This window comes from Micromonospora sp. NPDC047740 (assembly GCF_043204735.1).
GTDB lineage: Bacteria > Actinomycetota > Actinomycetes > Mycobacteriales > Micromonosporaceae > Micromonospora.
The window spans coordinates 237,936-258,651 of record NZ_JBIDCT010000003.1; the positions used below are offsets into that span (position 1 = coordinate 237,936).

Sequence of the window (20,716 nt, forward strand, 5' to 3'; positions counted from 1 at the left end):
GATGGCAGGATCGCAGGCGTGCGACGACCCTCCCCGACCGGACGACCGACCGGTGGCCACCCGCCCCGGCCCCGCGCCGAGCAGGCCGAGCAACTCGGCTTCGAGGGCATGCCGGAGCGGCTCTTCGTCTGCACCCCCAGCAAGCTCGGGGCGTATGTGGACTGTCCCCGGCGCTACCGCTACGCGTACGTCGACCGGCCCGCGCCGCCCAAGGGCCCGCCGTGGGCGCACAACTCGCTGGGCGCCAGCGTCCACACCGCCCTGAAGAACTGGTACGCGCTCGCGCCGGAGCGCCGCCGCCCCGAGGTGCTGGCCACCCTGCTCAAGGGCACCTGGGTGCGCGAGGGCTACCGCGACGAGGAGCAGGAGCGGGACGCCTTCCGCCGGGCGCTGGCCTGGCTGGAGTCGTACGTCGCCGGCCTCGACCCGACTGACGAGCCCGTCGGGGTGGAGCGGGTCGTCGCCGTGAAGACCGCCGTGCTCGCGCTCAACGGCCGCGCCGACCGGATCGACTCGCGTCCCGGCCCCGACGGGCGACCCGAGCTGGTCATCGTCGACTACAAGACCGGCCGCACCGGGCTGGACGCCGACGACGCCCGCGGCTCGCAGGCCCTGGCCCTCTACGCGTACGCGGCCGAGCGGGTGTTCCGCCGGCCGTGCCACCGGGTCGAGCTGCACCACCTGCCCACCGGCACGGTCGCCGCGCACGAGCACACGCCCGAGTCGCTGCAGCGGCAGCTGACCCGGGCCGAAGAGACCGCGCGGGACATCATGGCCGCCGAGCGGGCGGTCGCCGACGGCGCCGACGCCGACGAGGAGTTCCCGGCCACCCCGGGGCCCCGCTGCGGCTGGTGCGACTACCGGCGCACCTGCCCAGCCGGCGCGCAGACCCCGGGCAAGGACCCCTGGGCGGCCATGGACCGCCATTCCAGCTGAACTTTTGGGAGCGGGGGACGCGGATGGCCGTCACCTCACGGTCGCGCCTGCTTCGGCAAGGTGAGGACTTCGGCGCCGTCGTTGGTGATAGCGATCGTGTGCTCACTGTGCGCTGTCCGGCAGCCTGTCGCGCTTCGGAGCGTCCAGCCATCGGCATCGGTGACGAGCTCGGCGGTGTCCGCCATGACCCAGGGCTCCAATGCCAGCAACAGCCCAGGGCGCAGCCGGTATCCGCGACCGGGCCGCCCCTTGTTCGGGACGTGCGGGTCCTGGTGCATCGTCGACCCGACGCCATGACCGCCGAACTCGGTGTTGATCGAATATCCCGCCTCGCTGAGGACCGAGCCGATGGCATGGGAGATGTCACCGATGTGGGCCCCTGGTCCGGCCGCGGCAATCCCTGCGCTCAATGCGCGTTCGGTCGCGCTGATCATCGCAACGCTCTCCGGGGGGTTCGAGTCGCCCACGATGAAGCTGATGGCGGAGTCAGCGACGACTCCGCCTTTGCAGACGGCGAGGTCGAGCGTGAGCAGGTCGCCGTCGGCAAGCGGGTAGTCGTACGGCAGTCCGTGGAGCACGGCGTCGTTGACTGACGTGCAGATGTAGTGGCCGAACGGCCCACGTCCGAAGGACGGCTCGTAGTCGACGTAACAGGACTGTGCTCCGGCCTCGGTGATCATGGCCTGGGCCCACCGGTTGATGTCCCGGAGGTTCGTGCCTACCTCGCAGCGACTCCTCAGCGTCTGCAAGATGTCGGCGACCAGGGCGCCTGCCTCTCTGGCTCGGGGCAGTTCGGTGGGGTTCAGGATCTCGATCATGCGGTGCCCTTACTCGTGCAACCAATAAATATCCCGGCCATATTATCCCGGTACTAGAATCGGGCCATGGTCAGGTTGCCGCTCACTCCCGCGGAGGTCGAACGCGGACAGCGCCTCGGCGCCCTCCTGCGTCGAGCCAGGGGAGAGCGTTCGATGCTCGGCACCGCGCTGGACGCAGGTGTCTCGCCGGAGACTCTTCGGAAGATCGAGTCCGGTCGCGTAGCCACCCCTGCCTTCCCCACCATCGCTGCGATCGCCGACGTCCTCGGCCTTTCCCTCGATGCGGTGTGGTCGGAGATCAACCAGTCAGACGGCGGGGTCGGGCTCGCAAGATCAGGGCGATACGAAGGTGAGCGGTTGGCCTCGTGAGTCTCGATCCCGCAGCTTCGTTGCCGTTGCCGACGATGGAGATCACCTGGCGAACGCCTGCGAGGACTCGCCGTCGAGGCGCCGGCCGAGCGCGACGCCGTTCTCGACCAACGTCCCCGGTCCGGACAACTAGGCGGCGAGGCCGAGGCGGGCGGCGCGTTCCTTCGCGGCCTGCTGCAACGGCCCCACCCGGTAGCGGCGCGGCAATGCCGCCAGGGCGAGCCGCAGCGCGCGGACGCTGAGATCCGCCGAGAGCGCGGTGGTGGGCAGGCCCAGGCCGCCGTACAGCCGGCGGGCCCACGCCGGCAGCAGCGCCATCGCGGTGCCGGCGATCCCCAGGTACGCCCAGCGCGCCGGGCCGAGATGCAGGCCGAGCTTCACCGGCCGGCTGAGCTTCCACGGGATCGGCGGAGCGGTCAGGAAGAGGGCCGTCTCCGCCGCCTCCCTGGTCATCCGCAGGTCGGCACGGATCCGCCGGTAGTAGTCGGCCACCTCGGCGGCGGTGCCCGGCACGTCGGCCGGGTCCAGCCCGACCAGGGCCGCCGCCCGGCGCTGCTCGGTGTAGTAGCCGTCGATCTCGGCGTCGGTCAGGGCGAGGCCGGCTCGCCGGGCGGTGCTGACGAACGACTCGACCTCGGTGACGTGCACCCAGCGCAGCAGCTCCGGGTCGTCGATCCGGAACTCCTCCCCGGTGGACGGGTCGGTGGCTCGCATCCGGGCGTGCAGCGTACGCAGCCGCCGGCCGGCGGCCTCCGCCTCGGCGGTGGTGCCGTAGATCGTCGTCGCCACGTAGGTGGCGGTACGCACCAGCCGGCCCCACGCGTCGGTGCGGTAGTTGCTGTTCTGGGCGACCCCGGCCATCGCCCGGGGGTGCAGCGCCTGGAGGTAGAGCGAGCGCAGGCCGGCGACGATCAGGACCGGCTCCTCGTGCACCTTCCACGTGACCGATCCGGGACCGAAGAGGCCGAGGTCATCCGAGTCCACCGCCCAAGAGTGCCACGCTCCGGGCCACCCTCGCGGTCCCGGGCCGCAGTCGCCGAGCAGCAGGGACGGCGGCCCGACGAGCGTGCATCTCTGTCAGTCGTCGGCGGAGCGGCGGCCCTGGCAGGCGGGGCAGAGCCCCCAGAAGGTCACTTCCGCCTCGTCCACCTCGAAACCGTGCGCGGGGCTCGGGTCCAGGCAGGGTGCCAGGCCGGTCGCGCAGTCGACGTCGGCGATCTCGCCGCAGCCCCGGCACACCACGTGGTGGTGGTTGTCGCCGGCGCGGGCCTCGTACCGGGCCGGGCTGCCGGCCGGCTCGATCCGGCGGGAGAGCCCCGCGCGGGAGAGCGCGCCGAGCACGTCGTAGACGGCCTGGGTGGACACCGAGTCGAGCCGCTCGCGGACCCGACGGGTGATCTCGTCGACCTCCAGGTGACCGCCGGCGGCGAGCACCTCCAGCACGGCGAGCCGCGGTCGGGTGACCCGCAGGCCCTTCGACCGGAGCAGTTCCTCACCGCTGGACATGCAGCAATGACAGCACGGGCCCCGACGGCCGACAAGTGAAGTCCGGTAGGGGGTGGCCGCGACCACAGGCCGGGCGGGGACGTCGCCGGGGTGGACTGAACCGGTCGGACGGGTTGCGCGTGTACCGGTTCGTCAGCTCCGTCACGCGCATTTGATCGACGTACGCTGGCTGCCGCGGAAGCCGCATCCATTGCCGGAGGTGTCGGTGTTCAAGGAAATCAACGGTCTGCCGGGCCACGTCCTGATCGTGCACGCCGTCGTGGTGTTCGTCCCGCTGTTGGCGCTGCTGGCCGCCGCCTACGGGCTGTTGCCCCGGTGGCGGCCCCGCTTCGGGTGGGCGGTCGCGGTCCTCGCCGTGGTGGCCCCGATCGCGACCTTCCTCGCCACCGAATCGGGCGAGGCGTTCGAGGAAGTCCAGCGGAAGAGGGGCGTGGGTGGCGAATTCCTCCAGAAGATCCACGAGCATTCCGAGTACGGCGACACGCTGCTCTGGTTCACGCTGGGCCTCGCGGTGGCGGCCCTGGTGCTGTTGGCAGTGACCTGGAACACCCCCTGGGTGGCCCGGCTGCCTTCCTGGCTCAGCTGGCCGGTGACCGGTGTCGTGATCGTGCTGTCCGTGTTCGCGCTGGTGTATGTCTATCTGACCGGCGACAGCGGTGCCCAACTGGTGTGGAGCGGCCAGGTCTGACACCGGACGGCCGGGTCAGAAGATCACCCGCGAGCAGAGCAGGCACATGAGGATCACCAGCACGACCCCGGCGACCGTCCCGATGCCGTAGGTGAGTCGCTGGGCCTGCTGCTCCCCCTGATCCATGGCGGCCATGTCCTGGGGAGGCAGCCGCCGGGGCGGCGGGGGCTGCACGTGCACCGGGGGTCGCCAGCCGGGCGGGGGTGGCGTGGTCGGCGGCGGGCCCGGGTATCCGCCGGCCGGCGCGTTGCTCGCGGGCCGGCCACCTGCACCTGGCTGGCCGCTGCTGCCGGCCGGCGCCGGGCCTGTTTCGCCGGTCGCGGCCGGCCTGGACCACGGACTTGCCGACGCGCCGGACCAGGGACTGTCGTCCGGGCTCGCGCCGGTCAACTCGGGGGTGCCCGCCCCGGCGGACGGCCCGGAACTCGACGCCGGCTCGCCGGACTGACCGCCGTTGACCTCGCCAACTGTTTGGTCCGGTGTCGGGCGTCGCCAGAACTCGTCCTCGGGGCTGCCACCGCTCGGCGTCGTCACGCCGTCCGACGCTACCAACGCCCCGGCCGCTCGGCCCGCCGGACGCGACGGGCGAGCCACGCCCGGGTGGTGCGCGGGCTGGTCGAGCCGTGCCGATTTCGCCGGTATCCTTGCCGCTCGTGGAGGATCCCGGGATGCGTGGCGCGCGGGGCGACGACGACCGTGTGGTCGACCTCAGCGACGACTTCGTGGTGCTGCCCGAGCAGACCACCGACGACACGGACCGTGGCTGGGGCGAGCGGCCCAGCGGCAACGACGACTGGCTGCTGGCCGAGCGGCCGCCGCACTGGGGCTGACCGGCCTCTTCGAGGACCGGCGCCGTGACGTCCGGCACGGGTTGCCGACCGGTCATCCGCGTACCACCACCGCGAAGCGGCTGCCCTCGGGCACGCCGACGGCCTGCTGCGCCTGCTCCGGGCGGAGCGCCAGGTAGAGCGCGGAGGAGCCGTCGACCGACCCGGCACCGACCACGTCGAGCACCAGCGCCCGCGGCGCGAGGAGGGTCGCCTCCCTGCCGGCCCCATCGGCGGGTACGACCAGCAGGTCCACCCGGGCACCCGGGCGGAGCACGGCGAGGGCGGCCGGCTCGGCCAGCCGGACCGGTACGCCGACCGACCCGCTGGGCAGGGGCAGCGCGACGCTCGGCGGCCTTGCGGCAGGGCTCGCGGGACTCACGGCCGGGGTGGGGCCGGCCGGGGCGGTGCCGGGCGGACAGCCGGCGGGTGTCTGGAGGACCGCGGCGGCCAGGCCGAGCAGCACCGCGACCAGCGCCACCCGGAGCAGGGTCCGGCCGCGCGGCAGCCCACGCCAGCGCACCGGCTGCAGTGATCCCTCGCCCGTCGCCACCCGCGCCCCTCCCACCCGCACGACACCCGATCAGATGCCAGCAGGCTAGGAACTCGATGTGCGCAGCGGCCGTCTCCGCAGGCCGCCCTGTGGAAAACCCACCCGCCTGTGGATAACCCCCAAACCCGGCCCGGCTCTGCTAGCGCCCGGCCGAGCCACCACCCACCCCGGCGGCCTCAGTCACGAAAGAGTGGCCATTCCCGCAGGAACAGCCACTCTTTCGGGGAACTTGCGGATCTTGGGTCCGCGGCGCCCCCACGCGAGGGCGCCTCGGGTCAGGAGGAGGAAGAAGAGGTGCTCGCGGCCGGGGTCTTGGCGGACGAGCCGTTGCTCGAGCCGTTCGACGTGCTCGACGAGCTGGTCGAGCTGCTGGACGACGACTCGGACGTGGCCGGCTTGCTCGTGCTGCTCGTGCTGCTGTCGGAACCCGACGAGCGCGAGTCGGTGCGGTAGAAGCCGGAGCCCTTGAACACGATGCCGACCGAGTTGAAGAGCTTGCGCAGCTGCCCCTCACACGCCGGGCACTCGGTCAGCGGCTCGTCAGAGAAGGACTGCACCGCCTCGAGCTGGTGGCCGCACGCGGTGCAGGCGTACTGGTACGTGGGCACGTTCTCCTCCGGATCTTGGCACGGTCGGTTGGCACTCGACGCTTCCGAGTGCCAATGGTGCGTCATCGGCGAGGATTCGTCCAGCGGAAGTGTGCCGTCAGACAACCGTCGCCCGGGCCAGGGTACGCAGGCCGTCGGTGGGGGTGATCACGGCGCGGACCGGTCGGTCGTGCGGCTGCGCGGGCAGCGCCTCGACCAGCTCACCGTCGTGCAGCAGCGCCACGGTCAGGGTGTCCGCCGGCACCCGGGCGAGCGCCCGGTCGTACGAGCCGCCACCCCGGCCCAGCCGGATCCCCCGGCGGTCCACCGCCAGAGCCGGGACGATCACCAGCGCGGCCTCGGCCACCGCGTCCGGGCCGCGGCGGGGCCCGGCCGGCTCCCGCAGGCCCCGCCCGGCGGCCCGCAGCGACCCCGGGTCGGTGTAGCTGGCCCAGTCCAGGTCCAGGTCGTCGCGGAGCACCGGGAGCAGCAGCTCCGCCTCGGGCGGCAGCGCCGCGCGCAGCACCGCCGGCAGATCGCTCCCGCCCGGCTCCGAGCCGACCGGCACGTAGGCGGTCATCCAGGCCGGGCGGAGCCGGCGTACCAGGGAGGTCAGCTCGGCCTGGACGCGCGCCGCCGCTGCCGCCCGCGCCGGCGCCGGCAGCGACCGGCGGTGGGCGAGCAGGGTGACCCGCAACTCCCGCTTCGCAGCATGCGTCGCATCCACTTCATCCGAAAATTCCGGCACGCAACACTCCTGACGCAACGCTTGTCTCCCCGTCGCTCTGTGTCAGCATCGCAGCAAGGGGCGCAGAACTTCCGGGAGGAAGCTTGACGCTACGCGGGCGGTTGACGGCGGCCTTCCTCGCGGTGGTGCTCGGCCCCGTCCTGCTCGGCGCCTTCTTCGTCGGGGCCACGATGGCAGCGGTCGATGACAGCCGGGCCACCGAGCGGCTGGGCCTGGCCGCCGCCGGGGTGCGTACCTCGGTGGACGCCCTCTGCCAGCAGTTGCGCGCCGCGGCCGACGCGGTCGCGCTGGTCACCGACCCCGCCGCCCGCCACCGCGCGGCCGACCAGGTGGTGGGCCGCGGCCTGGCCGCCGCCGTGCTGACCATCGACAGCGCTGGCACGACCAACTACGCCACCCCCGGCGGCCCGGCGCGGCCCTGGCAGGAGTGCTCCAGCGACCCGCCCGCCACCGGTCCGGTCCGCGCCCTCGCCGCCGAGGTTCAGCTCCGTGACCCGGCCGGCGCCGACCTGGGCACGGTCACCGCCGCGCAGTCCGTCGACCCGGCCTTCGTCGCGCGGCTCGCCGCGGTGACCGGGGTCGCGGTCACCCTCCTCGACGACCCCGCCGGCACCGACCCGGTCACCCTCACCACCGAGACCCGGGAGGTACGCGCCGCGGTGCTCGCCGCCGCCCGCACGGTCGACGGGGACCGGGTCACGGAGACCGTCGACGGGCGGTACGTGCGCCGGGTCGGCCCGTCCCCCGGGCAGCCGCTGCCGCTGGTGCTCTCGGTGCCCGCGGAGCGCCCCCCGGGCCTGCACGTCGCCCTGGTCGGCGCGGTGGTGCTGGCCGCCCTGCTGGCCGTGCTGGCCGCCTGGCGGCTGGCCCGGGTGACCACGCGGCCCCTGATGGAGCTGGCCGGCGCGGTCGATCGGGTGGCGCACGGCGACCTGACCGCCCGGGTGCCGGTACGCAGCCGGGACGAGATCGGGCGGCTGGCCGGCGCGTTCAACCGGATGACCCGGGAGACCGGCAGCTACGTGGCTGCCCTGACCAGCAGCCGGGACCAGTTGCGCGGGCACCTGGCGGTGCTCGGCGACACCCTGGCCAGCACCCACGACCTGCAACGCATCCTGCGGGTGATCCTGCACAGCGCGATCGCCGCGACCGGCGCCAGGGCCGGTGCGGTGCTGCTGCTCGACGGCGACGGCGTGCTCGTCGGCCAGTGCGTCGAGGGGCTGGACGGGCGCCGGCCCGGCGACGACGGGTCCGACCCGGCGACGCTGCGGGTGCCGGCCGGCACGGGGGTGGTCGGCACGGTGGCCGCGACCGGGGAGCCGCTGTGCGGCCGGTGGGAGCCGGCGGACCCGCCAACCGGGGAACCGACCTGCGAGACGTACATCGCGGTGCCCTTCGCCGCGCCGGGGGCGGCGGAGCTGGCCGGGCGCGGCGACCCGGACCGGCCCGGGCACCCGCCGGCCGACGACGACGCGACTCCGGCGGCTTCCGGCGCGCTCGGCGTGCTGGCACTCTACGACCGGCTGGGGGCCGAGGAGTTCGCCGACGACGACCTGGTGACCCTGCGGACCTTCGCGGCCCACGCGGCGGTGGCGGTGGAGAACGTCCGGGTGCACGAGGAGACCCAGCGGCTCTCCCTGACCGACCCGCTCACCGGGTTGTGGAACTACCGCTACCTGCGCGAGTCGATCCGGCGGGAGGTGGAACGGGCCAACCGGTTCGGCCGGATGCTCAGCGTCCTCGCGCTCGACCTGGACCGGTTCAAGGACGTCAACGACACCTGGGGGCACGCCGCCGGGGACGCCGTCCTGGTGGAGTTCGCCCGCCGGGTACGCGGCGAGATCCGCGAGGTGGACCTGGCGTTCCGGCAGGGCGGCGAGGAGTTCGTGGTGCTGCTGCCGGAGACGGACGCCCGGGGCGCGACGATCGTCGCCGAGCGGCTCGGCGCGGTGGTCCGGGACCAGCCGGTGCCGGTGGACGGGCACGGCGGCGAGCCGGTCCGGGTGGCGGTGACCGTCTCCATCGGCATCGCCGTCTACCCCGACCACGCCGCCGGCGGGCAGCAGGTGCTCGACGCCGCCGACGACGCCCTCTACGCGGCCAAGGCGGCCGGCCGGGACGGCTACCGGCTGGCCCAGCCGCCCGACCCGCCACCCACCCGGGAGATCCCCGTGGTGGTCGCCACGGTCAGCCCGCCCGACGGACTGCCCCGGGCCGGCACCCCGGACACCTCCGGCGGAGGGCAGGGCGGCGCGTCTTCCGGTCCTCACCCGCCGCGGCAGAGCCGTGGCCGATAGTCTCGCGACATGTCGGAGCACTCAGCGAACCCCTCAGCGGCCGCGACCGGTCGCCCCCGTGCGGTCAAGGCCGTGATCCCGGCGGCCGGCCTGGCCACCCGGTTCCTGCCGGCCACCAAGGCGGTCCCGAAGGAGCTGCTGCCGGTCGTGGACCGGCCGGTGTTGCAGTACATCGTCGAGGAGGCCACCCAGGCCGGGCTCAACGACGTCCTGCTGATCACCGGGCGCGGCAAGACCGCCATGGTGGACCACTTCGACCGCCGGCCCGACCTGGAGGAGCGGCTGGCGAACAAGCCCGAGCTGCTGGCCGCCGTCAAGCGCACCGAGGACCTGGCCGAGATCTACACCTGCCGGCAGCCCGAGCAGCTCGGCCTCGGTCACGCCGTCGGATACGCCGAGTCCCACGTCGGCGACCAGCCCTTCGCGGTGCTGCTCGGCGACGAGTTCGTCAAGATGGACGAGCCGCTGCTGCCGGCCATGCTGGAGCTTCAGGCCCGCACCGGCGGCATCGTGCTGGCGTTCTTCGAGGTCGACCCGGCCGAGACCAAGCGGTACGGCATCGCCTCGGTCGAGCCGGCCGAGCCGGAGTACAACGACATCGCCGACATCGTCAGGGTCACCGGCATGGTGGAGAAGCCCAAGCCGGAGGACGCCCCGAGCAACCTCGCCGTCCTCGGCCGGTACGTGCTCCCGGGGCGGATCTTCGACGCGATCCGGCGTACCGAGCCGGGCAGTGGCGGGGAGATCCAGCTGACCGACGCGATGGAGATCCTGCGCACCGAGGGGGTGCCGGTGCACGCCATCGTCTACCGGGGCACCCGCTACGACACCGGCATGCCGCTCGGCTATCTCCAGACCGTCGTCCAGATCGCCGCCGAGCGGGAGGACCTGGGCGCCGAGTTCCGCAAGTGGCTGGCCGAGTTCGTCAACCAGGGCGACGAGACCGTCACCTCGGCGATCCTGGACCGGGTGCGCGACGCGTCGGGCGGTCCCAATACATGACCGCGACGGCCGACGCCGAGGCGGCCGCGAACGAGCTGACGCCGCTCGCCGACTACCTGGGCAGCGTGCTGCGCAGGTTACGCGCGCTGCCTCCGCTCGACCTCGACCTCACCCAGGCCTACGGCAACGTCCTCGCCGAGGATGTCGTCGCGCCGCACTCGTTCCCCGCCTTCGACCAGGCGGCGGTGGACGGGTACGCCGCGCGCTGGGAGGACATCTCCGGAGGAAGCCGGGGGCCGGGCTACGTCCCGGCCCCCTCCGGTACGCGTGGTGGGCGCAGCATCCGCCTGAACGTGGTCGGCGACCTGGGCGCGGCGAGCTGGCGGCCGGTCCGGCTGACCCCCGGCTCGTGTTTCTCGGTGGCGGCCGGTGCGCCGCTGCCCATCGGCGCCGACGTGGTGGTCCCGGTGGAGTGGACCGACCAGGGCATGGCCGCCGTGGAGATCTTCCGCGCCCCCAAGCGCGGGTACGGCGTCCGCCGCGCCGGTGAGGAACTCCCCGCCGGCACTCTGCTCGCCCGCGCCGGCACGTACGTCTCGCCGGCCCTGGTCGCCGTCTTCGCCGCCACCGGCATCGGGCACGTGGTGGTCCGGCCCAGCCCGCGGGTGGTCATCGTGGCCACCGGCGACGAACTGGTCGACGTCGGCCGGGGCAGCCAGCCCGGCCAGGTGGTGGATACCAACTCGCACGCGCTGACCGCCGCCGCGGCCGAGGCGGGCGCGCTCGCGTACCGGGTGGGGATCTGCGACGACGACCCGGAAGGGCTGCGCGGCCTGCTGGAGGACCAGACCCTGCGGGCCGACCTGATCATCACCACCGGCGGCACCGGCACCGGCCCCGGCGACATGGTCCGCCGGATCATGTCCCGCCGCGAGGGCGGCCGCGCCGGACCGGTGACCTTCACAGAGGTGGCCCTCTATCCCGGAACGGCCCTCGGATTCGGTACGGTCGGCGCCGAGGAGGTGCCGGTGGTCTGTCTTCCCGGTGAGCCCGGCGCGGCGCTGATCGGCTTCGAGGTGCTGGCCCGCCCGGCCATCCAGCTGCTCGCCGGCGCCGAGCCGGTGTTCCGGCCCAGCGTCCGGGCCCACCTGCTGGAGACGGTCTCGTCCCCGGGTGGGCTGCGCGAATTCCGCCCCGCCCACGTGGCCGAGCGGCGCGGCGGCGGCTACACGGTCCAGCCGCTGGCCGGCGGGCCGTTCACCCTCTCCGGCCTGGCCGAGGCGAACGGCCTGCTGGTCCTCGGCGAGCGGGTCACCACCGCCGCCGCGGGCTCCACGGTGGACGTCCTCCTGCTGGATCGCCGTAGGTGAGCGCGAGGAGTGAGCTTGCGAGCCCCGCGATCGCGAGCGCAAGGCTAGCCCGGTGAGCCTGTTTCGGCGGTCGCCCGGGTGGCCGGCGGTGCTGGTGGACGGTCCGGTGGTGCTGCGGCCCTACCGGCGTTCCGACGCGACCGCCTGGTCGGAGATCCGGCGCGCCAACCGGGCCTGGCTGTCCCCGTGGGAGTCCCACCTGCCGGGAAGCTGGGACGAGATGAACTCGCCGGCCGCGTTCCGCCTGGTCCATGCCGACCAGCGCCGTTCGGCGCGGATCGGCGAGGGCATGCCGTTCGCGGTCTGCCTGCGCGAGGACGGGCAGGAGCGGCTGGTCGGCCACCTCAACGTGGGCAGCATCGTACGCCGCGCGTTCTGCTCCGGCTACGTCGGCTACTGGGTGGACTCCCGGGTGGCCGGTCGCGGCGTGATCCCCACGGCGGTGGCGCTGGCCGTGGACCACGCGTTCGGGCCCGGCGGGCTGCACCGGATCGAGGTGAACATCCGGCCGGAGAACCGGCCGTCCCGGCGGGTGGTGGAGAAGCTGGGCTTCCGCGAGGAGGCGTACCACGTCCGCTACATGCACATCGACGGCGCCTGGCGGGACCACATCGGATACGCGATGACCAGCGAGGAAGTGGCGGCCGAGGGTGGGCTGCTGGTCCGCTGGCACCGCGTACGTGACAGCCGCGGGTGAAGCGTCCCACCCGGCGCGCCCGGCGCGGCGCACGGTCAACTCGGTCGGCGGCCCGTAACCTCAAGTAACTGCAAGCTGTGGGCAAGCGCGGCGGGCCTCGCACGATCTGCGTCGTGAACGACGTACGGCGGAACAAGGTGCGGTCGAGTGGCGCTCGCCTCGAATCTGGTGACGGGAGGGGTGAGGGTGCCGACCTCGGTGCTCCTCGCCGTCCTCGCCGCCGCCGGCCTGCTCGCCCTCGCGCCGGCGCTGGTCCGTCGGTACGACGCCACCGAGCGGTTGGTGGCGGAGCGGGCGCAGTCGACGGCGCGGGTGCTCCAGCGCCGCCGGCGGCAGCGCACCGTGCCCGGGCGGCGGCCCATCCACCCGCCCCGACACCTCGTCGTCACACTCAGTGAGAATGCCGACACGGGGAGTCTGACCAAGCCGGTCTCCGCGCCGCCCGCTCCGCGCCGGTCGAGCCGGCTCCGGTCGGTGCCGCCCGCCCCGGCGAAGTCCCGCCGGCGGCACCCCCCGAAGCGTCGCCGGCACACCCCGGCGATCTACCGCCGGCGCCGGGTGCTGGCCGCGCTGCTGCTGCTCAACTTCGTCGAGCTGATCGGCGTGGTGGCGGTCGGCCCCGGGTTCTGGATCAGCTTCTCGGTGACCGGCACCCTGCTCGTGACGTACGTCGTACACCTGCGGAAGCTCGCCCTGGCCGACCAGCGGCGGCGGCGCCGGGAGGCCCGGGAGGCGGCCTGGCTGGCCGCCCGCCAGGCCGAGGTGCGCCGCGAGCAGGCGAGGCGCGCCGCGGCCCGCCGGGAGGCGCAGCGGCGCCTGGCCGCCCAGCGCGAGGCGGTCCGGCGTACGGCGATGGGGCTGGACCGACCGACGGACCTGCCGCCGGCGGCCAGCGGCGGCTCGGTCTCCTACCGCCGGGCGGGCGGCCTCCGGGGCCGCGCCTACGAGGCCGGCCGCGGCTCGCACAGCGCCTGATCCCCTTCGGCCCCCACCTCGGGGGCGATGGTCGGCCCCACTTCGGGGGCGATGTTTGCCCCACTTCGGGGACGTTGCGGTATCCGGGTGGCCGGGACACCGCAACTTCCCCGACCTGGAGCGGAAAATCTTGGACCGGGTTGTCGAATCCGGCGGGGGTCGTCCGACGGGATGGTGAAGGCCGGCACAGGGCCGGCTGCCACCGACGCACAGGAGCGCCCATCATGGCCAAGATCGTGTCGAACTTCTTCATCTCGCTGGACGGCGTCGTGGAGCGGCCCGACCAGTGGCACTTCCCCTACTTCGACGACGACATGGGTGCCGCCGTCAGCCGTGGGGTGGATCAGGCGAGGGCGTTCCTGATGGGGCGCCGGCAGTACCAGGAGTGGGCGGAATACTGGCCGAACCACTCCGGCGACGGCTTCGACGCCGACTTCGCGAACTTCATCAACTCGGTGCCGAAGTACGTGCTGTCCAACACCCTCACCGAGGCGACCTGGCAGAACTCGACCCTGCTGTCGGGCGACTCGTCGCAGGTCGCCGCCCGGCTGCGGGAGGTCAAGGAGCAGACCGACGGGGAGATCGCCATGTCGGGCAGCCCCACCACCGTCCGATGGCTGCTGGCCAACGGGCTGCTGGACGAGTTGCGGCTGCTGGTCCACCCGATCGCCGTGGGACGCGGGCAGCGGCTGTTCGAGGAGACGCCGACGTACCCGTTGCGGCTGCTGAGCCAGGAGACGTTCAAGAGCGGAGTGCTGAACCTGGCATACGCCCCGGCCTAGCTCGCCGGTCGCGGCCGGCATGGAGATCTTGGTAGGTTTCGGCCCCTCTGAGGGCCTCTTCCTGCCAAGATCTCCTCGTCCCGTGGGGCGATTCGCACCGGGGGCCGGTGACCTGTTAGCCTTGTCGCCGGCCCGCCCGGTGCAAGCCGGGTGGGACCGACGCTGGTACGCCAGCGGAGGGGCTGTGGCGCAGACCGGTAGCGCACCTCGTTCGCATCGAGGGGGTCAGGGGTTCAAATCCCCTCAGCTCCACCCCAGATCAAAGGCCGTTTCCCGTAGTGGGAGACGGCCTTTTCCAATCTTGCGCAGGATTTGGTTGCAGGGGACCTGCTCCGGCTCACATGGAGAGCTGGGCGTACAAGTCGAGGGCGTTGCGGACGAACCTGGCACCCATCCGTTCCGCCACTGGACCATCCAAGCTCTGGGTAGCTAGATTGGACGAGGGTAGGTGCTCCCCTCCCGTGATGCGGGATGGTGAGCTACTCGGCGACGAAGACGCCCACACCTGGCAGGGTTTCGGTCATCCCCTTGATCCGTAGGACCTGCATGGCTCGGTCGATCACCGGCTCGGTGACCCCGTAATGCTCGATCAGTTCTCGCCGGCTGGGCAGCTTGGAACCGGGCGGGAACTCCCCTGACGCGATGCGTCCGGCGAGGTCATCGGCGATCTGCTCGTAGCGGTAACGCGGTGGCACTGGGTTCCCCTCGGTTGGCAACACGAGTAGACCACCTATGCCAGCCCTTGACTACCCAACGGTACCTATGGGAGGTTGCCGAGGAGGTCGATTCCCTCGGTTGGCGCTGTTGGGTCGTCCTCGCCGGCGTGGATGTTCGACGCATCCCCTTGATCGGGCATCCACGCCTCCGGACAGCTGTGGCACGAGGAGGAAGCAGTGCGGCAAGCGCGGCGGGCTCTCGACTCAGTCAGCACCGGTGGGCCGATGAAGCGCGTCTCGTATGCGGAGTACCTCCTGGCGGTCGCGCTCACTTTCGCTCGGCGGCACCGGCCGGTCTGGTGCTGGCGGCGCTGGCGGCGGGTCTGCCGGTGTGGCGCCGACCTGCCCTGCCGTGCCCGCCACCGCATCCCGATCCGGCGCGACCACTGGCCGAGCGAGCCGGTCGAGTCGACAGGAGCGGACGAGTGAGCCAGGAGCAGCGCATCCTCGGCGTACATCGGCGTGGGCCGGACGGGATGTGCACAGGGTGCCGGGTGTGGTGGGCGCTGCTGCTGCCGTACCCGTGCTGGCAGGTGGAGTGGGCGACGAGCCGGCAGGCCCGGACGCGGACCGCGCGCTTCCTGGGCGATGGGCGGTGACCACACACGGGCCGGTGTTGCCGATCTGGATCTGCGGCGGCTGCGGCGGGCCGTGGCCGTGCGGGACGCGGCGGCGGGAGCTGAGGGCGGAGTACGCGGACGCGCCGGTGTCACTGGCGCTGTATCTGGGGGCGCAGTTGGTGCGCGCCTCCGCGGATCTGCACTGGGTGCCGGCTGGCGCGCTCCACCGCCGGTTCCTCGGTTGGCTGCGGTGAGCATCCTGCGGGCCGGGGACGAGAAGTTTCACTACAGCGACGGCTCGCACCGGTGGATCCCGCCGGACCCGGACTACGAACAGGAGGTCTGGGACGAGCAGGTACGCCAGCACAAGCATCAGCATCTGCGGAACGAGCGACCCAAGGTGCGGCTGCGGCGCCTCGTCTGACGACAGCAGTCAGGCCGAGTGGCGGCGCACACCTTGATGCCCATACCCCCTAGGGGTATGGTGAGGTCGACTCAGGGAGGTGCGGACATGGATCTTCACAATCACCAGCAGCACGACCCGGCGGGCGTGAGCCCCGCGGTGACAGCGGGCCACCCACACGCTCACCACGGCCAGCGCGAGAAGACGACTGCGACGTGGGCGATGGCGGCGGCGGCGACGCTGCACTGCCTCACCGGCTGCGCGATCGGTGAGGTGCTCGGCATGGTCATCGGCACCAGCCTGGGACTGCACAACGCCGCCACCGTGGTGCTGTCGATCGCCTTGGCTTTCGTGTTCGGTTACGGGCTGACCATGCGTGGGGTGCTGCGCGCCGGGGTCGGCGTTCGTACCGCGCTGAAGGTCGCCCTGGCCGCCGACACGATCTCCATCGCCGTGATGGAGTTGCTGGACAACGCGTTCATGGTGGCCGTGCCCGGCGCCATGGATGCCGGCCTGACCAGCCTGCTGTTCTGGACCGCGCTGGCCGCGTCACTGCTGGTCGCGTTCCTGCTCACCACCCCGATCAACCGGTGGTTGATCTCGCGGGGCAAGGGCCACGCCGTGGTGCACCACTACCACCACGCCCACTGACCGCTACCCCAAAGGCGGCCGGGCGTCGCCGCGCTCGTGGCGCCCGGCCGGAATCGGCGTCTGCACGGGTGCCGTCATCGTGGCGGGGATGGCCGAGAGCGGCCGGGGTCTGGAAGCATCATCCGGGTCAGGTGGTCGCGATTGACGTCGCCGGTTGGGCAGCGCTGCTGTTGATCGGCACCAGGGCTGCAACTCCAGAAGGGCTGGCCAGCATGAACGGCTCACTCTTGGTGCGTGAGGCCACGCTCGCGGATCTCGACGTCGTCGTAGCTGTGCACAGCCAGGCCCGCGCCGCCTACTACGGTGCCGGAGGCATCGCGCTCGACGTCATCAGGGATCCGGCCGTCGAGCAGCAGCAGCGGTCGGGGTGGACCACATCGCTGCAGTCGTCGGAGAAGCGGGTGCTGTGCGCGGTCACTGACGATCAGGTCGTGGGTATCGCTGCCATGGGCCCTCCGCTGTCATCCGACGTGGACGCGCGGGCAGTGGGCCAGCTCTACCAGATCCACGTGGTCCCCAACAGGTGGCGCAGTGGCATCGGGAGCGCCTTGCACTCTGCCTTCGTGATTTTTCTGGCGGACGCATCTCTTCGCACTGGCTTGCTCGAAGTCTGGGAGCGCAACACGCGGGCCCGGGCCTTTTATGCGAAGCATGGCTGGAAGCCTGATGGGCAGCGCCGAGCCGGCGGCCCGGACAATTCCGATTACCTCTACTTCCGGCTTGAGGCAGAACCCTCTACGGTGACCAGTCGGACCACAGCGCCTCGGTGATGTCCGGCCGGTTGAGCGCCGCCGCGCACCAGGCGAAATGCCCGTCCTTTCCCTCCGCGTCGTAGGAGTTGCTGGTCAGCAGCGCGTAGATCGCGCGATAGACGAGCAGCTCGTGAGGGGTGTGGCCGAACAGCCGGCACAGGGTCTCGACCCATTCGTCGTCCAGGCTGCGGGCGGCCGGCCCGTACATGTCGAAGACGCCCGCGGCGATGCTCGCCTCGAAGGCCGGGTCCGCCTCGGTGGACAGGAAGCCCCAGTCGAGCAGGGCCGCCGGCTCGCCGGCCGGCGTGACCAGGACGTTTGCCGGTACCAGATCGCCGTGGATGGTGATGGTGCGGGACGGACGGAGGCCGTCGATCAGGTGGCGGACGCGGGCGACCTTCTCGTCGAACCGGTCGACGGCGTCCCGCAGGTAGGGGTGGGAATTGGCGACCCGTCGGTCCACGAGGGCGCGTAGCGCAGCGGCCCAGGTGTCGTGGCCGTGCCACATCGACGCGGGCTCGTCGAGTACGGTCAGCCGGCGGGCCTTCTCGCTGCCCGTCGTCTCCGCTAGCGCCGTGACCACCGCCAGCATGCAGGTGGCCGCTGTGTCGACCGAGACGGCACCCGCCCCCACGGCCTCCCTCAGGTTGCGGCCGGCCAGCTCCCGCTCGATGGTCACCCCGCGGCCGTGCAGCTCGTCCACGTCGACCATCCGGGGTACGGCGAAGGGGAGGCCCTGCGACCCGAGGTGCTCGTAGAAGTCTTTGATGACCAGCAACTCGGCCGGCTGTCGGCGGAACCACAGCTTGCCGACGTGCCCGTCGCCGAGGGCGAAAACGACCCCTTCCATGCCCTCGCCGAGCAGGTCGAACCGGCGGTAGCCCAGCTTCGCGACGTGGTCCTTCAGCTGGTCGGTCGTCATGGGCGGCAACTCTGACCTCGACAGGTGATCGTCATGCGACTCAACGCGGGAGTTGTTCGCACATTCCATTGAATGCGAACTGCCAGGGCGTGGCTGCCATTCTGGAGGTGACCTGACGGGTCGTTCCGTCCTCGGTGCGGACCGATATCACGACCGGGACCGGTTCGTTCGGCACTCTGGCCGTGCAATTTAGCGTCAGCCGCACGCTGAAGGATTGTGCCCCTGGCCGCACCACATCGGGTCTGACCGAGGAGAGGCCGAGGTCGCCCTTCGACGCGCGAATGTCGGTGACCTCCACCGGCAAGGGGCCGTGGTTCACCACGATCACCGATGATTCCGCCCGGACCTGAGAACCCTCGCGCTCGCCGCCCGCCACCTCGTTCTTCCCGAGCACCAGCACCGCGGCAGCCGACTCATCCGCCAGGCGTTGTTGCCGCGCCTGCCACTGGTAGGTGCCGACGCCAGCCACGGCTCCCGCGCCGGCAAGCAGCGCCAGGACCAGTGGCAGCGGGACATGCGCCGATCGGAAGCTGTGCCAGGGGTGCCGTAGCCGGTCCTGGCGGGAAAGCGGAGGCTGCGCCTGCCTGGACGGCGCGTCCAGGTCGATCACGGGCGCGTCGCCCGTGCCGGGCGGCTGGCCGGCCGACCCAGACACCTGCTGCCCGCCCGTCTCCTCGCGCACGATGCGCACGCTACCGGTGTCCGGCAATCTTCGCGGTCCCGGTCGCGGATGCCCGCTATCCCTGGCTGCAATGCCGGGCGATTGCGGGCGGGGTCGGTGAGCTGCCGGCCGGCTAGGCCGCGCAGAGTTGGCGGTGCAGGGTGAGGCCGCTGACGGGTACGGCGGTGGGATGGCGGTGGGATTGGGCCGCCCGGACGGGGGCGGCCGCCGCGGAGGAATTCCGCTGCTATGAACTCAAGCGGCGCTCCAGCGCAGCCGGCCGTCCTTGGCCGACCTCTGGCACCGCATCAGCCTGCCCTTGTCGGTGAGCCCGTAAGCGCCCTCGGGACTGCAGAACGCGCCGGAACGGACGCCGACTTGAATTGGTGGCGTCGTCGGCTTGGTCGTGCGGGACGTGCTGGGGGTCGGCGTCGGCGCCGGTTTGGGGCTGCTCCGCGTCGGCTTCGGCGTCGGGCTGGGCTTGCTGGTCGTAGCCCTGGGGCTCGGCGACCTGGTGGTGGCCGTCGGGCTCGGCGACTCGGTCGTGGGCGCGGCGCTCAGCGAGTCGGACACAGCAGGGTCAACCATGGCCTGCTCGGCCGAAGCGGACGGCTTCGTGGCTGGCTTGTCGTCGCCGGGACTGCCGATGGTGGCCAGGCCGCCACCGCAGCAGCACAGCAGGGCCAGCCCGAGGAAGCCCAAGGCGACCTTCTGCCCGGAGGTGACGCGTCGCTTCGGCCCGTTGTCAGGAACGGCCTCGGTCGGACCTGGGGCCGCTAGCCAGCCCTGCTGCTCGTTCCCGCCAGCAGCCGGATGCTGCGCCGTCGGGTCAGGCGGGATTGCCTCGAACTGGGCGGTTGGCGCCTGGTAGGGCGGGGGCGGCGGCAGTTGCCGGTACCCGGGGTCCTGCGGGGGTTGGTGCGTCACCGACTCAGTGTGCTTGCGGACGAAACAATCGGCAGCGGCCGATCGGACAGCATCTGCGTTCGCGCTCCGACCGGAGCGGCATGCCGGCCAGCCGGCTGCGCGTCGCGGTGGGCCTGACTCAGGCCGGGCGCGATGCGGAGTTCACGCTCCACGGCTACACCTTCACCGACCATGCCTGTCTGGAGACGGTGCTGACCGACGTGGCGGGCGACGATCCGGCCTGGTTGTTCGCGGCCTGGCGATCGGTGACCCGGTCTGAATGACGAAAGAGGCCGTCCCCTAACGGGAACGGCCTCCGTAAACGAAACCGGACTCTGCACAGCTCAGGCGGCACGCCAGCGCAGCCGGCTGTCCGTGGCCGACGTCTTGCACTGCATCAGTTTTCCGGTGCTGGTATACCCGTATGCGCCGGCTGGCTTGCAGAAAGCGCCGGGATGGACGCCCTTCTGGGTTGATGACGTCGTCGGCTTGGTGGTGCGCGGGGCGCTGGTGGTGCGCTTCGGCGTCGGCTTGGGGCTGCTCCGCGTCGGTTTCGGCGCCGGGCTCGGCCGGCTGGTCGTGGCCGTGGGACTCGGCGATCCGGTCGTGGGCGCCACGCTCGGCGACTCGGTCGAGGGCAGGGGGCTTTCCGGCTGGGAGACGGCGGGCTCGGCCAGCGCTCGCGCCGCTGCTGCCGACTCCTTGGCGGCCGGCTTGTCGTCACCGGAGCTGCCGACGGCGGCGAGGCCGCCACCGCAGCAGCAGAGCAGGACCAGTCCCAGGACGCCACCGGCGATCTTCTGCCCACGGGTGACGCGTCGCTTCGGACCGTTGCCAGGAGCGCCGTTGACGCCAACCGGAACCGTTGCCCAGCCGTGCACCTCGTGCCGGCCGGCAGCCGAGGTCTGCGCCGTCGGGCGCGGCGGAACCGGTCCGAACTGGGCGGTCGGCTGCCACGGTGAGGGAGGCGGCGGCGGGGGAGGCGGCACCGGTTGCCAGGGGTCCTGCGGGGGCTGGTAGGTCACCCCTCTCAGTGTGCTTGCGGCCTCA

At 72.3% G+C, this 20,716-nt stretch carries 27 protein-coding genes and 1 tRNA gene; 19 read left to right on the plus strand and 9 right to left on the minus strand.

Annotated elements, in window-relative coordinates:
• The first annotated feature begins 108 nt into the window (after positions 1-108).
• The gene (locus ACGF4F_RS08100) at positions 109-936 is read left to right on the plus strand and encodes a PD-(D/E)XK nuclease family protein (RefSeq protein ID WP_357437884.1); all 828 of its coding nucleotides are present in this window, start codon (positions 109-111) and stop codon (positions 934-936) included.
• Positions 937-971: 35 nt separating this feature from the next.
• Here the strand turns inward: ACGF4F_RS08100 and map are convergent, their stop codons facing one another.
• The gene (gene map / locus ACGF4F_RS08105) at positions 972-1,754 is read right to left on the minus strand and encodes a type I methionyl aminopeptidase (protein ID WP_357437358.1); all 783 of its coding nucleotides are present in this window, start codon (positions 1,752-1,754) and stop codon (positions 972-974) included.
• Positions 1,755-1,820: 66 nt separating this feature from the next.
• Between map and ACGF4F_RS08110 the strand changes: the two genes are divergently transcribed.
• A complete protein-coding gene (locus tag ACGF4F_RS08110) occupies positions 1,821-2,123 on the plus strand; it encodes a helix-turn-helix transcriptional regulator (RefSeq protein ID WP_357437361.1) in 303 nt (100 codons plus the stop codon).
• A 129-nt stretch (positions 2,124-2,252) separates the two neighbouring features.
• Here ACGF4F_RS08110 and ACGF4F_RS08115 read toward each other — a convergent pair whose 3' ends face one another.
• The gene (locus ACGF4F_RS08115) at positions 2,253-3,107 is read right to left on the minus strand and encodes an oxygenase MpaB family protein (protein WP_357437364.1); all 855 of its coding nucleotides are present in this window, start codon (positions 3,105-3,107) and stop codon (positions 2,253-2,255) included.
• A 93-nt stretch (positions 3,108-3,200) separates the two neighbouring features.
• On the minus strand, positions 3,201-3,629 hold the full coding sequence (locus ACGF4F_RS08120; protein WP_357437366.1) for a Fur family transcriptional regulator: 429 nt from the start codon (positions 3,627-3,629) through the stop codon (positions 3,201-3,203).
• Positions 3,630-3,834: 205 nt separating this feature from the next.
• On the opposite strand from ACGF4F_RS08120, the gene ACGF4F_RS08125 reads away from it, so the two are divergent.
• From ACGF4F_RS08125 to ACGF4F_RS08135, 3 genes are all read left to right on the plus strand, one after another.
• Positions 3,835-4,317: a DUF2231 domain-containing protein gene (locus ACGF4F_RS08125; RefSeq protein ID WP_357437368.1), complete on the plus strand. Its 483-nt coding sequence runs from the start codon at positions 3,835-3,837 to the stop codon at positions 4,315-4,317.
• 133 nt (positions 4,318-4,450) lie between these two features.
• On the plus strand, positions 4,451-4,765 hold the full coding sequence (locus ACGF4F_RS08130) for a hypothetical protein (protein ID WP_357437371.1): 315 nt from the start codon (positions 4,451-4,453) through the stop codon (positions 4,763-4,765).
• Between the two features lie 220 nt (positions 4,766-4,985).
• On the plus strand, positions 4,986-5,147 hold the full coding sequence (locus ACGF4F_RS08135) for a hypothetical protein (protein ID WP_357437373.1): 162 nt from the start codon (positions 4,986-4,988) through the stop codon (positions 5,145-5,147).
• A 52-nt stretch (positions 5,148-5,199) separates the two neighbouring features.
• Here the strand turns inward: ACGF4F_RS08135 and ACGF4F_RS08140 are convergent, their stop codons facing one another.
• From ACGF4F_RS08140 to ACGF4F_RS08150, 3 genes are all read right to left on the minus strand, one after another.
• Positions 5,200-5,697 (minus strand): flagellar biosynthesis protein FlgA, encoded by a 498-nt coding sequence (locus ACGF4F_RS08140; protein WP_357437375.1) that lies wholly within the window; start codon positions 5,695-5,697, stop codon positions 5,200-5,202.
• Between the two features lie 275 nt (positions 5,698-5,972).
• Positions 5,973-6,305, minus strand: a complete 333-nt coding sequence (locus tag ACGF4F_RS08145) for an FmdB family zinc ribbon protein (protein WP_393075857.1) — start codon at positions 6,303-6,305, stop codon at positions 5,973-5,975.
• Positions 6,306-6,402: 97 nt separating this feature from the next.
• Positions 6,403-7,032: a 5-formyltetrahydrofolate cyclo-ligase gene (locus ACGF4F_RS08150; protein ID WP_357437378.1), complete on the minus strand. Its 630-nt coding sequence runs from the start codon at positions 7,030-7,032 to the stop codon at positions 6,403-6,405.
• A gap of 83 nt (positions 7,033-7,115) precedes the next feature.
• On the opposite strand from ACGF4F_RS08150, the gene ACGF4F_RS08155 reads away from it, so the two are divergent.
• From ACGF4F_RS08155 to ACGF4F_RS08185, 7 genes are all read left to right on the plus strand, one after another.
• Positions 7,116-9,329, plus strand: coding sequence for a diguanylate cyclase (locus ACGF4F_RS08155; RefSeq protein WP_393075860.1), 2,214 nt, complete (start codon positions 7,116-7,118; stop codon positions 9,327-9,329).
• Positions 9,330-9,338: 9 nt separating this feature from the next.
• Positions 9,339-10,331: a UTP--glucose-1-phosphate uridylyltransferase gene (locus tag ACGF4F_RS08160; RefSeq protein ID WP_357437384.1), complete on the plus strand. Its 993-nt coding sequence runs from the start codon at positions 9,339-9,341 to the stop codon at positions 10,329-10,331.
• Positions 10,328-11,641, plus strand: coding sequence for a gephyrin-like molybdotransferase Glp (gene glp / locus ACGF4F_RS08165; RefSeq protein ID WP_357437387.1), 1,314 nt, complete (start codon positions 10,328-10,330; stop codon positions 11,639-11,641). The genes ACGF4F_RS08160 and glp overlap by 4 nt, the downstream gene beginning before the upstream one ends.
• A gap of 88 nt (positions 11,642-11,729) precedes the next feature.
• The gene (locus ACGF4F_RS08170; RefSeq protein ID WP_393076090.1) at positions 11,730-12,338 is read left to right on the plus strand and encodes a GNAT family N-acetyltransferase; all 609 of its coding nucleotides are present in this window, start codon (positions 11,730-11,732) and stop codon (positions 12,336-12,338) included.
• A 180-nt stretch (positions 12,339-12,518) separates the two neighbouring features.
• The gene (locus ACGF4F_RS08175) at positions 12,519-13,313 is read left to right on the plus strand and encodes a hypothetical protein (protein ID WP_357437887.1); all 795 of its coding nucleotides are present in this window, start codon (positions 12,519-12,521) and stop codon (positions 13,311-13,313) included.
• A gap of 224 nt (positions 13,314-13,537) precedes the next feature.
• On the plus strand, positions 13,538-14,095 hold the full coding sequence (locus ACGF4F_RS08180; protein ID WP_357437392.1) for a dihydrofolate reductase family protein: 558 nt from the start codon (positions 13,538-13,540) through the stop codon (positions 14,093-14,095).
• Between the two features lie 178 nt (positions 14,096-14,273).
• Positions 14,274-14,347: transfer RNA gene (locus ACGF4F_RS08185), tRNA-Ala, on the plus strand.
• A 227-nt stretch (positions 14,348-14,574) separates the two neighbouring features.
• On the opposite strand, the gene ACGF4F_RS08190 is transcribed toward ACGF4F_RS08185, so the two are convergent.
• A complete protein-coding gene (locus ACGF4F_RS08190; protein WP_357437396.1) occupies positions 14,575-14,790 on the minus strand; it encodes a GntR family transcriptional regulator in 216 nt (71 codons plus the stop codon).
• A gap of 179 nt (positions 14,791-14,969) precedes the next feature.
• Here ACGF4F_RS08190 and ACGF4F_RS08195 point away from each other — a divergent pair, with 179 nt between their 5' ends.
• The 5 genes from ACGF4F_RS08195 (at position 14,970) to ACGF4F_RS08215 (ending at position 17,195) form a co-directional block, all read left to right on the plus strand.
• Complete coding sequence (locus tag ACGF4F_RS08195) at positions 14,970-15,410, plus strand: hypothetical protein (protein ID WP_357437398.1); 441 nt, start codon at positions 14,970-14,972, stop codon at positions 15,408-15,410.
• A complete protein-coding gene (locus ACGF4F_RS08200; protein WP_357437400.1) occupies positions 15,407-15,625 on the plus strand; it encodes a hypothetical protein in 219 nt (72 codons plus the stop codon). Before ACGF4F_RS08195 ends, ACGF4F_RS08200 begins: the two co-directional genes overlap by 4 nt.
• Positions 15,622-15,795, plus strand: a complete 174-nt coding sequence (locus ACGF4F_RS08205; protein ID WP_357437402.1) for a hypothetical protein — start codon at positions 15,622-15,624, stop codon at positions 15,793-15,795. The genes ACGF4F_RS08200 and ACGF4F_RS08205 overlap by 4 nt, the downstream gene beginning before the upstream one ends.
• Before the next feature lie 87 nt (positions 15,796-15,882).
• A complete protein-coding gene (locus ACGF4F_RS08210; RefSeq protein WP_357437405.1) occupies positions 15,883-16,425 on the plus strand; it encodes a DUF4396 domain-containing protein in 543 nt (180 codons plus the stop codon).
• A gap of 131 nt (positions 16,426-16,556) precedes the next feature.
• Complete coding sequence (locus tag ACGF4F_RS08215; protein ID WP_393075866.1) at positions 16,557-17,195, plus strand: GNAT family N-acetyltransferase; 639 nt, start codon at positions 16,557-16,559, stop codon at positions 17,193-17,195.
• On the opposite strand, the gene ACGF4F_RS08220 is transcribed toward ACGF4F_RS08215, so the two are convergent.
• Both ACGF4F_RS08220 and ACGF4F_RS08225 read right to left on the minus strand, forming a co-directional pair.
• Complete coding sequence (locus ACGF4F_RS08220) at positions 17,161-18,099, minus strand: aminoglycoside phosphotransferase family protein (protein ID WP_357437411.1); 939 nt, start codon at positions 18,097-18,099, stop codon at positions 17,161-17,163. The two genes, ACGF4F_RS08215 and ACGF4F_RS08220, sit on opposite strands and share 35 nt — an antisense overlap.
• 40 nt (positions 18,100-18,139) lie before the next feature.
• The gene (locus ACGF4F_RS08225; protein ID WP_357437414.1) at positions 18,140-18,781 is read right to left on the minus strand and encodes a hypothetical protein; all 642 of its coding nucleotides are present in this window, start codon (positions 18,779-18,781) and stop codon (positions 18,140-18,142) included.
• A 986-nt stretch (positions 18,782-19,767) separates the two neighbouring features.
• Here ACGF4F_RS08225 and ACGF4F_RS08230 point away from each other — a divergent pair.
• Both ACGF4F_RS08230 and ACGF4F_RS08235 read left to right on the plus strand, forming a co-directional pair.
• Entirely contained in the window at positions 19,768-19,950 is a 183-nt protein-coding gene (locus tag ACGF4F_RS08230; protein WP_357437417.1) for a hypothetical protein, read from the plus strand.
• 91 nt (positions 19,951-20,041) lie between these two features.
• Positions 20,042-20,686 (plus strand): hypothetical protein, encoded by a 645-nt coding sequence (locus tag ACGF4F_RS08235; protein WP_357437419.1) that lies wholly within the window; start codon positions 20,042-20,044, stop codon positions 20,684-20,686.
• Positions 20,687-20,716: the final 30 nt, after the last annotated feature.

What these genes read in the sequence shown, in the direction of transcription:
- ACGF4F_RS08100 (WP_357437884.1), top strand. Translation starts at nt 109, where the DNA reads ATGCCGGAGCGGCTCTTCGTCTGCACCCCCAGCAAGCTCGGGGCGTAT.
- map (WP_357437358.1), bottom strand. Translation starts at nt 1,754, where the DNA reads ATGATCGAGATCCTGAACCCCACCGAACTGCCCCGAGCCAGAGAGGCA.
- ACGF4F_RS08110 (WP_357437361.1), top strand. Translation starts at nt 1,821, where the DNA reads ATGGTCAGGTTGCCGCTCACTCCCGCGGAGGTCGAACGCGGACAGCGC.
- ACGF4F_RS08120 (WP_357437366.1), bottom strand. Translation starts at nt 3,629, where the DNA reads ATGTCCAGCGGTGAGGAACTGCTCCGGTCGAAGGGCCTGCGGGTCACC.
- ACGF4F_RS08130 (WP_357437371.1), top strand. Translation starts at nt 4,451, where the DNA reads ATGTCCTGGGGAGGCAGCCGCCGGGGCGGCGGGGGCTGCACGTGCACC.
- ACGF4F_RS08135 (WP_357437373.1), top strand. Translation starts at nt 4,986, where the DNA reads ATGCGTGGCGCGCGGGGCGACGACGACCGTGTGGTCGACCTCAGCGAC.
- ACGF4F_RS08160 (WP_357437384.1), top strand. Translation starts at nt 9,339, where the DNA reads ATGTCGGAGCACTCAGCGAACCCCTCAGCGGCCGCGACCGGTCGCCCC.
- glp (WP_357437387.1), top strand. Translation starts at nt 10,328, where the DNA reads ATGACCGCGACGGCCGACGCCGAGGCGGCCGCGAACGAGCTGACGCCG.
- ACGF4F_RS08180 (WP_357437392.1), top strand. Translation starts at nt 13,538, where the DNA reads ATGGCCAAGATCGTGTCGAACTTCTTCATCTCGCTGGACGGCGTCGTG.
- ACGF4F_RS08210 (WP_357437405.1), top strand. Translation starts at nt 15,883, where the DNA reads ATGGATCTTCACAATCACCAGCAGCACGACCCGGCGGGCGTGAGCCCC.
- ACGF4F_RS08220 (WP_357437411.1), bottom strand. Translation starts at nt 18,099, where the DNA reads ATGACGACCGACCAGCTGAAGGACCACGTCGCGAAGCTGGGCTACCGC.
- ACGF4F_RS08230 (WP_357437417.1), top strand. Translation starts at nt 19,768, where the DNA reads ATGCCGGCCAGCCGGCTGCGCGTCGCGGTGGGCCTGACTCAGGCCGGG.